This is a genomic window from Corynebacterium sp. p3-SID1761 (assembly GCF_055862885.1).
Genome location: NZ_JBSQBJ010000004.1, coordinates 75,435 through 88,110, shown reverse-complemented (window position 1 = coordinate 88,110; position 12,676 = coordinate 75,435). Strand labels below are relative to the sequence as shown.

Annotated in this window: 11 protein-coding genes; 4 read left to right on the top strand and 7 right to left on the bottom strand. The window is 60.7% G+C overall.

All coding sequences use genetic code 11. From position 1 onward, the window contains the following. Positions 1 to 75 precede the first annotated feature (75 nt). A complete protein-coding gene (gene upp, locus ACWXWJ_RS03885) occupies positions 76 to 714 on the top strand; it encodes a uracil phosphoribosyltransferase (RefSeq protein ID WP_448308037.1) in 639 nt (212 codons plus the stop codon). Here upp and ACWXWJ_RS03880 read toward each other — a convergent pair. Next, a complete protein-coding gene (locus ACWXWJ_RS03880; RefSeq protein ID WP_473963612.1) occupies positions 685 to 2,220 on the bottom strand; it encodes a phospho-sugar mutase in 1,536 nt (511 codons plus the stop codon). The genes upp and ACWXWJ_RS03880 overlap by 30 nt on opposite strands. After that, complete coding sequence (locus tag ACWXWJ_RS03875; protein ID WP_473963611.1) at positions 2,217 to 3,029, bottom strand: purine-nucleoside phosphorylase; 813 nt, start codon at positions 3,027 to 3,029, stop codon at positions 2,217 to 2,219. The genes ACWXWJ_RS03880 and ACWXWJ_RS03875 overlap by 4 nt, the downstream gene beginning before the upstream one ends. A gap of 57 nt (positions 3,030 to 3,086) precedes the next feature. Between ACWXWJ_RS03875 and ACWXWJ_RS03870 the strand changes: the two genes are divergently transcribed. Beyond that, positions 3,087 to 4,319 (top strand): amidohydrolase, encoded by a 1,233-nt coding sequence (locus ACWXWJ_RS03870; RefSeq protein WP_473963610.1) that lies wholly within the window; start codon positions 3,087 to 3,089, stop codon positions 4,317 to 4,319. Here the strand turns inward: ACWXWJ_RS03870 and ACWXWJ_RS03865 are convergent. Genes ACWXWJ_RS03865 through ACWXWJ_RS03845 form a run of 5 tightly spaced genes read right to left on the bottom strand, consistent with a single transcriptional unit; the run spans position 4,300 to position 9,842 of the window. Beyond that, on the bottom strand, positions 4,300 to 4,881 hold the full coding sequence (locus ACWXWJ_RS03865; protein ID WP_448308039.1) for a DUF1707 SHOCT-like domain-containing protein: 582 nt from the start codon (positions 4,879 to 4,881) through the stop codon (positions 4,300 to 4,302). The two genes, ACWXWJ_RS03870 and ACWXWJ_RS03865, sit on opposite strands and share 20 nt — an antisense overlap. A gap of 23 nt (positions 4,882 to 4,904) precedes the next feature. After that, entirely contained in the window at positions 4,905 to 6,455 is a 1,551-nt protein-coding gene (glpK, locus tag ACWXWJ_RS03860; protein WP_473963638.1) for a glycerol kinase GlpK, read from the bottom strand. Positions 6,456 to 6,491: 36 nt separating this feature from the next. Beyond that, complete coding sequence (locus tag ACWXWJ_RS03855) at positions 6,492 to 7,100, bottom strand: hypothetical protein (protein ID WP_473963609.1); 609 nt, start codon at positions 7,098 to 7,100, stop codon at positions 6,492 to 6,494. A gap of 25 nt (positions 7,101 to 7,125) precedes the next feature. Beyond that, positions 7,126 to 8,925 (bottom strand): acetyl/propionyl/methylcrotonyl-CoA carboxylase subunit alpha, encoded by a 1,800-nt coding sequence (locus tag ACWXWJ_RS03850; protein ID WP_473963608.1) that lies wholly within the window; start codon positions 8,923 to 8,925, stop codon positions 7,126 to 7,128. A 56-nt stretch (positions 8,926 to 8,981) separates the two neighbouring features. After that, positions 8,982 to 9,842: a sulfurtransferase gene (locus tag ACWXWJ_RS03845; RefSeq protein WP_448308042.1), complete on the bottom strand. Its 861-nt coding sequence runs from the start codon at positions 9,840 to 9,842 to the stop codon at positions 8,982 to 8,984. A gap of 150 nt (positions 9,843 to 9,992) precedes the next feature. Between ACWXWJ_RS03845 and ACWXWJ_RS03840 the strand changes: the two genes are divergently transcribed. Next, the gene (locus ACWXWJ_RS03840; protein ID WP_293790757.1) at positions 9,993 to 11,057 is read left to right on the top strand and encodes a Cj0069 family protein; all 1,065 of its coding nucleotides are present in this window, start codon (positions 9,993 to 9,995) and stop codon (positions 11,055 to 11,057) included. A gap of 116 nt (positions 11,058 to 11,173) precedes the next feature. Further along, entirely contained in the window at positions 11,174 to 12,670 is a 1,497-nt protein-coding gene (prpD, locus tag ACWXWJ_RS03835; protein WP_473963607.1) for a 2-methylcitrate dehydratase PrpD, read from the top strand. Positions 12,671 to 12,676 lie beyond the last annotated feature (6 nt).

Genomic DNA, 12,676 nt, shown 5'->3' with positions numbered 1-12,676 from the left:
AAACAAATGCTCAGAACCGTTAGACCGCGTTGTGAGGCAAAAGGTTCCGCGCGCCATCAACTACAGTGGGGAACCATGGATATTCAGGTGGTAAAACATCCGCTCGTCGCAGCGCGCCTCAGCATTATGCGCGACAAAAACAGCGATAACGCACAGTTCCGTGCTGCCCTGGCCGACCTGGGCGCGATGCTGATCTACGAAGCCTCGGCAGATCTGGTAGCCGAAAAATTTGAACTAGAAACCCCGGTAGCCACCACCACGGGCACGCGATTGGAAAAGCCCCCGATTATCGTTCCCGTCATTCGCGCAGGTCTGGGCATGATCGATCCGGCATTATCCATGATCCCCGACGCGCAGGTCGGGTTCATCGGCATGGCTCGCGACGAAACCACCCACGAGCCCGTGCCTTATCTCGAGGCTCTGCCAAATGACCTCCGTGATCAGCCGGTGTTCCTCGTCGACCCGATGCTGGCTACCGGTGGCTCGCTGCTGCACGCCATTCGCCTACTGGAGGGCCGCGGCGCCAACGACATCACCTGCGTGTGCATGGTCTCTGCCCAGCCCGGCGTTGATGCGCTCGTTGAGGCACAGGTGAGCGTTCGCAAGTTGGTCACCGCCACAATTGATCCGAGCCTGAACGAAGATGCGTATATCGTCCCCGGCCTAGGCGATGCCGGCGATCGCCTATACGGCCCCCGAAACATCGACCTTTAGGCGCTCCAGCAGTGCCTCCACGGCCTGTGCGTCTGCTCCCGCCTCGGCGCTGACCTCCAGGTAGAACTTTGCCTTCGGCTCCGTGCCGGAGGCTCGGGCGACCACGCGCAGCGCCAGATCATCCACATGACCCACGAGGCGCACTCCGTCGGTGCGGTTGCCCTCTGAGTCCTTGATCGGCCCGGCCTGCACCGTCGCGCCCGCAAGTGTTGCCGGTGGGTTTTTCGTCCAACGTTCGATCAGTTCGTGTGCCTGAGCCACGTCCTCGAATCGGCTGCTTACCTGCGCAGTTCTAAACACGCCATAGGTGGCCTCGATGTTGTCCAACTCGGCGGCCAGGTCCGTCTCGGCTGCCCATGCCGCAGCGATCAGCGCCGTGGCAATACCGTCCTTGTCCGCCACGATGTGCGGAGCAGGAGCAGTGCCGATCGCCTCCTCATAAGCGAAAGCCAACTCCCCAGGGCGTCCTCCCGCAGCACGCGCGAGATTCTTAAAGCCCGTCAGCGTCTCTACATAATCCCAGCCTTCGGCGCGTGCCATGCGTCCGAGCAGCTGTGAACTGACAACCGTGGTTGCTACGACAGGTTTGTTTCCTGGTGACGCCCCCACACCTGCCAATACCCTGCGTGCCAGCAAGGGCCCGGTCTCGTCCCCGCGCAGCATGTGGTACTCCCCGTCGGCCCGCTTCAACCCCAGCATGCAACGGTCGGCGTCCGGGTCCAGAGCGATCAACAGATCCGCGTCGATCTCTCGCGCTTCGGCCAATAGGGCGTCCGTCGCACCGGGTTCCTCCGGGTTCGGGAAGGCCACTGTGGGGAAGTTGGGATCCGGCCAGCGTTGCGAAGCAACGGTGTGGACATTGCCAAAGCCGTTTTCGCGTAGAGCCCACTCCAGGGCGTTACCGCCCACGCCGTGCATTGGGGTGTACAGGATCTTCAGTTTGCGCCGTGGTGCCAGTTCGGATTGGCGTCCTGTGGCTACAAGGGTGCCCAAGTCAGTGACGTAGCCGGAGACCGCCGACAAATCGACCGACTTCGCCTCGGAGCGGGGGATGTCGGCTGCATCGGCGGGCTGAGCAGCAATGTGTTCTTCGATTTGGCGATCAGCGGGGGAGACCAGCTGTGAACCGCCATCGAGGTAAAGCTTGTAGCCATTATCCTGCGCCGGGTTATGCGAGGCGGTGATCTGCACGCCCACGTCCATCCGGCGGGACTTAACCAGCCACGCCAGCACTGGCGTAGGAGCTGGCTCCGCAATGAGGGTGACATCAAACCCCGCGCCGGCGAAAGTCTCCGCCGTTGCGCGGGCTAGGGCGTGGGAGCCGTAGCGGGCGTCATATCCAACAGCCGCACGAAAAACCCCGTCGGCGCGCAAGGGCCGTTTGCGTTCCTGCAGCCAGGCGGCCACGCCGGCGGTGGCTCGGGTGGCGGTGCCCACATTCATCTCATCAGGGCCGGGTCCTACTTTGGCGCGCAGACCGGCGGTGCCGAACTTCAGTTCGCTCATAGGTTGTTCACCAGCTCGCGGAGCAGCCCACCCATGTCGTTGGCTGCATCCTTACCCGCTTGCAAGACTTCTTCGTGGTTCAGTGGTTCGCCGGTAATACCCGCGGCCAGGTTGGTGACCAGGGAGATTCCCAGCACATCTACGCCTGCCTCGCGTGCGGCGATGGTTTCATAGACCGTGGACATACCCACCAGGCCCGCGCCCAGGGTGCGCAGCATGTGGATCTCTGCGGGGGTTTCGTACTGCGGCCCAGGCATCATGGCGTAGACGGCCTCGCGCATGCCAGGACGCATCTCCTGCACCTTGGCGCGCAGGGTAGGGCTATAGGCATCCACCAGGTTGACGAAGTTCGCGCCGGACAGGGGAGTCTTCGCCGTGAAGTTGATGTGATCGGCAATCAGCACTGGCTCGCCTACACTCATGCCCTCGGTGAGACCGCCAGCAGCATTCGTCAGCACGACCGTCTGTACCCCCGCGGCTGCGGCGGTCCGTACGGCATGAGTGGTGCGCCACAGCTCGTGGCCTTCGTAGGCATGGGTGCGACCCAACAGCACCAGCACATTGCGGCCACCAATTCTTCCGCTACGCACCGTGCCGCCGTGCCCTTGGGCGGTGGGGGCGAGGAATCCCGGAAGCTCCGACATCGGGAACTCCACCAGGTCTTCCGCGCCTTCACACAGCATGTCCGCTGCAGGGCGCCAACCGGAGCCGAGTACGACAGCACAGTCGTAAGAGTCGAGACCCGTGCGATCTTTCAAAGCCGCCGCAGCGTCGTCGGCCAGCTGATAGGGATTTGGGGAAGCAGTCATGTCAACCAAGGGTACCGCAGGCGTTAGACTAGATAGGTCAATCGAAGTGAGAGGAATGTGAGTAGTCAAGTGCAAGACGGCACACAGCAGCGCACACAGGAGGACAGCGCACACTCCATTGCCGAGTTCGTGCGGGACTGGGTGCGGGATAATTCCCAGCGGATCGTCGACTGGCGCCGTCACCTGCACCGCAATCCCGAGCTTTCGCACATGGAGACGGAGACGACTCGCTTCCTCACCCAGGAACTCGAGCGCGCCGGGCTGCGTCCGGTGGCTTTGCCCTCTACGGGACTCATTGCGGATATTGGCCCGATCGGTACACCTCGTATCGCCTTCCGCGGTGACATCGACGCTTTGCCATTGCAGGAGGTCACAGGCCTGGACTTTGCCTCTGAAATTCCCGGCATCATGCATGCATGCGGCCACGATATTCACACCACCGTTGTGCTCGGTCTAGCTGTCGCCCTCGCCGAGTTTGTGGACGCCCACGGGGAGGATGCGCTGGGAATCCAGGTTCGCTTTATCTTCCAGCCGGCTGAGGAAGTCATGGATGGAGGCGCAGTCGACGTGATCGAGGCCGGGGCTCTCAATGGCGTGTCCCGTATTTTCGCATTGCACTGCGAGCCAAAGCTCAGGACGGGGGAGATCGGCGTGCGCACTGGCGCCATCACCTCGGCTAGTGATGTTGTGGAGGTCATCTTGCGCGGTAGCGGTGGCCACACCTCCCGGCCACACCTGGCGGCGGATCTGGTGTACACAGCAGGGCTTATTGCGTCGCAACTGCCCGGCCTACTGTCCCGCACGGTGGATCCGCGAACCGGCACGGTACTGACTTTCGGCGCGATTAATGGCGGGTCGACGTTCAACGCAATGCCCCAGGAGGTTCGCCTGCTCGGTACGTTCCGCACGGCGGAGGTTGGAGTGTGGCGTCGTGGCGAAGAAACCCTGCGCGAACTGCTGGAGCACCTGGTCGCACCGACCGGAGCTCAGCTTGAATTGCGCTACACCAAGGGCGTGCCGCCGGTGATGAACGACGACGTCTCCACCGCCGCCTTGGCGCAGGCCGTGAACGACGTCGATCCGAATGCCTTGAAGGAAGCCCCGCAATCCACCGGTGGTGAAGACTTCAGCTGGTATCTGGAGCATGTGCCTGGCTCGATGGCGCGCCTGGGCGCATGGATCGGCAAGGGGGAGCGCCCCGACCTGCACCAGCCCGATATTGTCTTCGATGAACGGGCGCTGGGGATCGGTATTCGCCTCTTCGCCGGGGTTATCGACCAGTTCCGTTAAAGCGCTTCTGGGCGAAATTCATCGCACTGCTGGTGAGCTCGTGAGTGCGCTGTTTGCGCTCGAACTTCCACTGCGCCTGTTGTACGCGCTGCTGTAGTTTGAGCTCCTGGAAGCGCTGTCGATCTAGCTGGCGAGGGCTGGGCTCGTACCACTGCTTCGGGCCGGCTTTCATAACGTAGAGCATGACGAAAACCATTGGGATGAGCAGCAATAGCACTGGAGAAGAGGCCCATACGCTATTGAGAACAATGGCCAGGCCTGTGCTGCCAATGACGGTACTGAGCAACAACCCGAGGCGGATATTCCGGCCACTTCGGTAATGGCGATCAACCTCGTTGGCAGAGTAATAAGGAACCACTTCGCGGGTAGGGGACAGCGGCGGAAGATCTGCGAAGAGTTGCTCTAGTTCTCTTTCAGAGACAGCTTCGGTGGCCAGCTGCACGCGCTCCTCGTATTCGGACATGGCGAGCCGGCCATCGGCGAAATGGGCACCGAGGACGCTGATTGCGTCGCTGCGGTCGATGTCAGAAACTCGAATCTCTCTGTGGGAGGGGTCGCTCATGCTTCTAAGCGTAGCATTGCGTCTTAGTCGGACTTCCAATCAAAAGTGCGCTCCACCGCGCGCTTCCACTTCGCAAAAGTGACCTCGCGCTCTTGGGGATCACCCTGGGGGAAATAGGTCTTTTCCTCCTGCCACAGCGACACGAGCTCGTCAAGATCCTGGAAAAAGCCCACTGCCAGACCGGCGGCGTAGGCTGCGCCAAGGGCGGTGGTTTCCGACACCTCCGGAACGGTTACTGGAACCTCAAGTTGATCCGCCTGGAACTGCATCAGCAGTGAGTTCACAACCATGCCGCCGTCGACGCGTAGGTTTTTTAAGTCCACCTTGGAGTCCGCGTTCATGGCTTCGACGACCTCGCGGGTTTGGAAGGCGGTGGCCTCCAGCGCAGCGCGAGCGATGTGTGCTTTTGTTACGTAGCGAGTAAGGCCGGCGATGATGCCGCGCGCCTCGGGGCGCCAGTGAGGAGCCAGCAATCCACTAAAAGCCGGCACGATGTAGCAGCCACCATTGTCGTCCACGCTCCGAGCCAGTGGCTCAATATCATCGGCGGTGTCAAAGAAGCCCAGGTTGTCACGGAGCCACTGCACTAGGGAACCCGTGACGGCGATGGAGCCTTCCAGGGCATACACCGCGGGCTGATTACCCAGCCGGTAGGCGACGGTGGTGATTAGCCCATGTTCCGACCACTGCGGTTCGGTACCGGTGTTTAACAGCAGGAAGTTCCCCGTGCCGTAGGTGTTCTTCGCTTCGCCTTGGTTGAAGCATACCTGCCCGAAAGCAGCGGCTTGTTGGTCGCCCAAAATACCGGCGATGGGTACACCGTTGACCGGGCCGCTGCGTCGCACCTTGCCGACGATCTCGGAGGAGCTCACGATCTCCGGCAGCATAGATTCAGGGATGTCAAAGAGCTTGCACAGTTCCGGATCCCATGTTTGCGTGCGCAAATCCATGAGCATCGTGCGGGAAGCATTGGTGACATCCGTGACATGCCGGGCGCTACCTGCCCGTCCCGCCTTGGACTTCTTCCGTGAGCGGCGCGTGAGTTCCCAAATCAGCCACGAATCAATGGTTCCAAAGGCCAGCTCCCCGCGCTCTGCTTTCTCGCGGGCGCCGTCAACGTTATCCAGAATCCATCGAATCTTCGGCCCGGCGAAGTAGGTAGAGGCATTGAGCCCTGTGCGCTCGAAGATCATTGACTTCTGCTCTTCGCTTAAGCTCTTGATGATCTCGTCAGTGCGGGTATCTTGCCAGACGATCGCGTTGTAAATCGGTTTGCCGGTCTCGCGATCCCATACGACGGTGGTTTCACGCTGGTTGGTAATGCCTACTGCGGCGAACTCTTCCACGGGAATATCGTGGGAGGCTGCGGCGTCGGCCATGACGCGTCGGCTATTGCGCCGAATTTCCTCCGGGTCGTGTTCCACCCAGCCGGGCTGGGGGAAGATCTGCCGGTGTTCCATCTGGCTGGAGCTCACCATCTTCCCGCGGGCATCGAAAATGATGCAGCGGGTGGAGGTAGTTCCCTGGTCGAGCGCCAGTACGTAGCCCCGCTTGGAGCTCTTCCACTTTGCCAAAGTCCCGGTCAGCTGATTTGAGAGGGTTTCTGCCACTTAGTTTTCTTCGAGGTCGGCGTCGGATTCAGAAACAGTTTCGCTATCCTTCTTCCGCTGCTTCGCAAACGCGGCCAGGATCAGGATCGCCACGCCGGCTGCGCCACATAGCATCGTCACCCAGCGCAGTGCTTGCAGGGTGCCGGAAGAGAAGGTGGAGATGTAGATGGTTCCCTTGTCGCAGTTGTACTTAGCCTTTGCAACGTCCTCTTTGAACGTGATGGACGTGTACACGCCCTTGTTCTTGGTCAGCGGCAGAGAGACATCGGAGATCTCCAGATCGTCCTGGCTGAATTTCAGGTCAGCTTCGCGGATGCGATCGGCGAGATCCTTGTCATGCTCGTCGGTAAGGGTGCACTGGCGCGCGCTGAGAGCGTCCTCGTCGGCCAGCAGGTAGTATTCCTTGCCACCTGAAACGTCGTAACCCTTGCCGAAGTCCTTTACACCGACCAGCGAAACGATGGCAGTGATCACGGCAACGACCAGCAGGCCGAGCCCCAGAAAGATCATGCTCTTCGGCGTCTTGCCCTCCGTGGTGTCCTGGGGCGTTCCCTCAGTCGCGCTCTGATCTTCCTGCTCGGAAAAGTCTTCAGCTTTGTGGTGGGTCATGGGATACGTTTCCTGTCTCGTTAATTTATTCTGCGACATTATCAGCCGCAGGGTCATCCTTCAGTTCGAGCAGTGCTTGGTTCTTTGTGACGCCATCACCGCTTCCGACGCTCAGCGACTGCACCACACCGGACTTGTGCGCCTTGACGGCATTTTCCATCTTCATGGCTTCAAGAACCAGCAGTACGTCGCCCTCGGCCACTTCGTCGCCTTCGGAGACCTCTACCTTGATGACGGTGCCCTGCATCGGGGAGGCCACGGTGTCTCCAGTGATTGCGATGTCCGCGGCGTCGGCGCGGCGCTTCTTCGCCCGGCTCACCGAACCGCGACCCGCTAGGATCTCGCCTGGCACGAGCACCTCCACGCGGCGCCCGTCGACTTCCACGACCAGCTTCTCCTTCGGTAGTTCATCTTCCGCAGAAGCTGCGAGTGGCTCTTCGTAGGCGGGTAGCTGGTTATCCCATTCCTCCTCGATCCAGCGTGTGTACACGCGGTAATTACCGTCCTCAGCGACGAAAGCTGGATCGGTCAATGCAGCCTGGTGGAAGGGGATAACCGTCGGGATGCCCTCGATCTCGTATTCCTCCAGTGCGCGGAGCGAGCGCTGGATCGCCTCGGTGCGGTCGGTGCCGGTGACAATTAGCTTTGCCAGCATGGAGTCGAACTGGCCGCCGATAACCGCTCCGGTCTCGATACCCGAATCCATACGAACACCGGGGCCTGCTGGTTCCCGATAGGTCTGGATGCGTCCAGGTGCGGGCATGAAGTTATTGGCTGGATCTTCGCCGTTGATTCGAAATTCGATCGCGTGGCCGTGGATTTCCGGATCTTCAGTGCGGGAGAGCGTCTCGCCACGGGCGATGCGGAATTGTTCGCGCACCAAATCCCAGCCGGTGACCTCTTCCGTTACGGGGTGCTCCACCTGGAGGCGAGTGTTCACTTCCAGGAAGCTGATGAGTCCATCGGAGCCAACTAGATATTCCACCGTTCCCGCGCCGTAATAGCCAGCCTCGCGGCAAATGGCCTTGGCGGAAGAGTAAATGCGCTCATTCTGCTCGTCGCTCAAGAAAGGGGCCGGAGCTTCCTCAATCAGCTTCTGAAAGCGGCGTTGGGCAGAGCAGTCGCGAGTGGACGCTACAACCACATTGTCGTGCTTATCGGCAACAACTTGCGCTTCCACGTGGCGGGCGCGATCCAAGTAGCGTTCCACGAAACATTCGCCGCGGCCAAAGGCGGTGATGGCCTCGCGGGTAGCGGAGTCGAAGAGATCAGGGATCTCATCCATCGTGTAGGCAACCTTCATGCCGCGCCCACCACCGCCAAAGGCGGCCTTGATGGCGATCGGTAGACCATGACGTTCTGCAAAGGCAGTCACCTCTGCGGCGTCCGCGACAGGCTCCTTAGTGCCCGGAGTCATAGGGGCGTCAACAGTAAGGGCGATATTGCGGGCCGTCACCTTATCGCCGAGCTTGCGAATCGCCTCAGGCGACGGGCCAATCCAGTTCAGACCAGCATCAATGACCGCCTGTGCGAAGTCCGCGTTCTCCGACAGAAAGCCGTACCCGGGGTGGACTGCATCGGCGCCCGATTTGCGAGCGGCGGCAAGGATCTTGTCGATATCCAGGTACGTCTCTGCAGAGGTCTGGCCGCTCAAAGCCAGGGCTTCATCAGCCATGCGTACAAATGGCGCGTCGGCGTCCGGATCCGCATAGACGGCAACGGTGGCGATGCCTTCGTCGCGCGCAGCCCGGATGACGCGCACTGCAATTTCACCGCGGTTGGCGATCAGTACCTTCGTCAAGGGGGCGGCGGTGCTGGAAGTCACGGGCAATCCTTTCGGGTAAATAATTAAAGGCTAGTTAATGAGGCTACACTGCGCGCTTAGCTGCGTTCGATGGGCACGCGCATCATATTTCCCCATTCGATCCACGAGCCATCGTAAACGCGCACATCGTCCCATCCCAAGAGGAAACGCAAAACGAACCATTCGAGAGCTGCCCGGGCGCCGTTATTGCAATAGACAACGGTGGGGCGGCTGCGGTCGAGTGCAGCGTGATTGGCTTCGATGTCCTTAACCGAGCAGAAACGCGAGTTCGCCAGTAGCGAGGAATCCGCACGCAGGTTTACTGCTCCCGGTACGTGGCCATTGCGGCGAATGGGGTAGCCCGGCAGCGTCACTTCGCCGGTGTACTCTTCTGCGTTTCGCAGGTCGATTACTTGGGAGCCTTCGAACTTCGTGCGTAGCTCGTCGACGAAGATGCGGTTTGTGTGATCGTTGCGACGGGAAGCCACGGCGTAGCCGGGCGGGTGGGGGACATCATCCACGGCGTAGGAGATTTCCCGTTCCTCCTGCATCCAAGCGTCGCGTCCGCCGTCCAGGATGCGCACGTCGGGGTGGCCGAAGAGCTCGAAGACCCATAGCGCATAGATAGCCCACAGGTTGGCGTGGTCGCCGTAGAAGACCACGGTGTCGTCCCGGCTGATGCCCAGACGGTCCATGAGCTTTTCGAATTCCCGGGATCCAATAAGGTCACGCCACACCGGGTCGGAAAGATCTTCGTACCACTTCAAGCGCACTGCGGTGGGAATGTGACCAATATCGTAGAGCAGTGAATCCGCGTCTACTTCTACGACCTTCAGGCCGGGGGTGCCTAGCTTCGCTCCTAGCCACGCGTTCGTGACCAGCTTGTTTGGGTGGGCATATTGCTTCAGCTGAGGGCTGGGGTCGAACTCGATTCCCATGAATTACCTGCCTTTCGATCGAATGAAAGTCTAGCGCTTTAGATCACACTTATCTTCCACTGCCGTGCGGGCCAAGTGATCGTAGAATTATGTTGTTGGCTAAACACGGCCATACGCACTGCATTTTTACTTCTAGAGCTAGGGGAAACCGTGCACAAGAACATTGTTGTCTTTGAGGTTCAGGGCGGAAACGACAAGGGTGAGGACGGCCACCGCCGCGACACCATGCCGATCGTTGAGGCTATCCGCGAGAAGGGTTGGGGGGCCGAAGTTGTCTACTTCGACCCGGAGAAAGCCGACGAGATTTACGACGAGGTTGCTGCGACCTACGATGCCTACATTTCCCGCGTTAACCCGGGCCACATTCCCGGCGGCGAAAAGGGCTACTTCGACATGCTGACCAAACTGACGGAGCAATCTGGCCTGGTTGGTATGTCCACCCCGGCTGAGATGATGGCATATGGCGCAAAGGATGCGCTGGTGAAGTTGAACGACACCGACCTGGTGCCGGACGATACCGCCGCTTACTACGATGTCGATTCCTTCCACAAGACCTTCCCCACCTCTTTGTCTTATGGCGAGCGCGTGCTGAAGCAGAACCGTGGCTCCACTGGCTCTGGTATCTGGCGCGTGCAGCTGGAGGATAAGCAGCTGGCCGAGTCCATCGAGCCGGGTACCGCCCTGCCTATGGACACCAAGCTGAAATGCACCGAGGCTGTAGACAACCACACCGAGGTTCGCGAGCTCGGTGACTTCATGGATTTCTGTGACCAGTACATCGTTGGCGACAACGGCATGCTGGTGGACATGCGCTTCATGCCGCGCATCGTCGAGGGTGAGATCCGCATTCTGCTGGTTGGTCCGCACCCTGTGTTTGTGGTTCACAAGAAGCCGGCCGAGGGCGGCGACGCGTTCTCTGCAACTCTGTTCTCTGGTGCCAAGTACACCTACCAGAAGCCGGAGGAGTGGCAGGAGCTGGTGGACATGTTCGCCGAGGCTCGCCCGGTTATCGCTGAGAAACTGGGGGGCGACAACATCCCGCTGATCTGGACTGCCGACTTCATGCTTGCCGATGACGATGAGACGGGTGAGGACACCTACGTTCTGGGCGAGATTAACTGCTCCTGCGTGGGCTTCACCTCTGAGCTGGACATGGGTATCCAGCAGCTGGTTGCCGAAGAGGCCATCAAGCGCGTCGAGGAAAAGCACGCCTAAATACCAACTGACGTTTTGGCGTCAAAAAATGTTTGTTTAGCAACATAGATCGTCGCGAGGCGTTAGGGTGAGGTGCATCACAGCACCTCCATCCCTGAAAGGACCTAACCCCCGCGATGATTAACCACGACGTTCGCGTCCACCCCTCGGCGGACGACTTTCCGCAGGAAGAACACCTCGCCTGGAAGGTTGCGCAGGTCGCCGCCGACCCGGTCGAGTTGCCGCAAGACACCGCGGACATGGTGGTCAACCGCATCATCGATAATGCGGCCGTCGCTGCCGCATCCATTCTGCGTCGTCCCGTCTCGTCGGCGCGCAGTCAGGCGCTGTGCCACTCCGGTCCCAGCGCCGTTTTTGGTACTGACGCCACAGTTTCCCCCGAATGGGCTGCCTGGGCCAACGGCGTGGCGGTGCGTGAGCTAGATTTTCACGATACTTTCCTAGCCGCCGAGTATTCCCACCCCGGCGATAACATTCCGCCGATCCTGGCTGTTGCACAAGCGCGTGGCCTGGGAGGGCGCGATCTGATCCGCGGGATCGCAACGGGCTATGAGATCCAGGTGGATCTGGTCAAGGGAATTTCCCTCCATAAGCACAAGATCGATCACGTGGCTCACCTGGGGCCGTCTGCGGCTGCAGGTATCGGCACCTCGTTGCGGCTGGACCCGCAAGTGATTTACCAAGCCGTCGGGCAGGCGCTGCACACCACCACGGCTACTCGCCAGTCACGCAAGGGACTAATCAGTTCGTGGAAGGCTCACGCGCCGGCCTTCGCCGGGAAAATGGCCGTGGAGGCTGTCGACCGCGCCATGCGTGGCGAGGGTGCGCCAGCGCCGATTTGGGAAGGCGAAGACGGTGTTATCGCTTGGCTGCTGGACGGCCCGGATGCGCACTACGTCGTGCCCCTGCCGGAACCGGGAGAGCCGAAGCGGGCGATCCTTGATACCTACACCAAGGAGCACTCTGCGGAGTATCAGTCTCAGGCGCCGATCGACTTGGCCCGCCGGATGCGCGACAGGATCGGCGACCTCAGCCAGGTGGAGAGCATTGTCCTGCACACCAGCCATCACACCCACTACGTGATCGGTACCGGCTCGGGCGACCCGCAGAAGTTCGACCCCACTGCGTCGCGCGAGACGTTGGATCACTCCGTGATGTACATCTTCGCCGTCGCCTTGGAGGACGGCGAGTGGCATCACGAACGCTCCTATGCGCCAGAACGCGCTCAGCGTCCGGAGACCGTCGAGCTGTGGCGCAAGATTTCCACCGTGGAAGATCCGGAGTGGACCCGCCGCTATCACTCCACCGACCCGGCGGAGAAGGCCTTCGGCTGCAAAGCAGTGGTCACTCTGCGCGATGGCACCGAGATCGTTGACGAGCTGGCGGTGGCGGATGCGCATCCGCTGGGAGCCCGCCCCTTCGGTCGCGCCGACTACATAGCCAAGTTCCGCACCTTGGCTGAGGGAGTGGTGGACGAGGTGGAGCAGGATCGCTTCCTGGCCGTCGCTGAAGCCACTGCCGACCTGGCACCTGGCGAGCTCGGCCAGCTGAACCTAGTGGTCAGCGACGACGTGCTCGCACGCGCCCCGCAGATTCCCGGCGGCATTTTCTAACTCGAA

Excerpts from the sequence above, each read along its gene's own strand:
- upp (WP_448308037.1), top strand. The coding sequence starts at position 76 with ATGGATATTCAGGTGGTAAAACATCCGCTCGTCGCAGCGCGCCTCAGC.
- ACWXWJ_RS03880 (WP_473963612.1), bottom strand. The coding sequence starts at position 2,220 with ATGAGCGAACTGAAGTTCGGCACCGCCGGTCTGCGCGCCAAAGTAGGA.
- ACWXWJ_RS03875 (WP_473963611.1), bottom strand. The coding sequence starts at position 3,029 with ATGACTGCTTCCCCAAATCCCTATCAGCTGGCCGACGACGCTGCGGCG.
- ACWXWJ_RS03865 (WP_448308039.1), bottom strand. The coding sequence starts at position 4,881 with ATGAGCGACCCCTCCCACAGAGAGATTCGAGTTTCTGACATCGACCGC.
- ACWXWJ_RS03855 (WP_473963609.1), bottom strand. The coding sequence starts at position 7,100 with ATGACCCACCACAAAGCTGAAGACTTTTCCGAGCAGGAAGATCAGAGC.
- ACWXWJ_RS03845 (WP_448308042.1), bottom strand. The coding sequence starts at position 9,842 with ATGGGAATCGAGTTCGACCCCAGCCCTCAGCTGAAGCAATATGCCCAC.
- prpD (WP_473963607.1), top strand. The coding sequence starts at position 11,174 with ATGATTAACCACGACGTTCGCGTCCACCCCTCGGCGGACGACTTTCCG.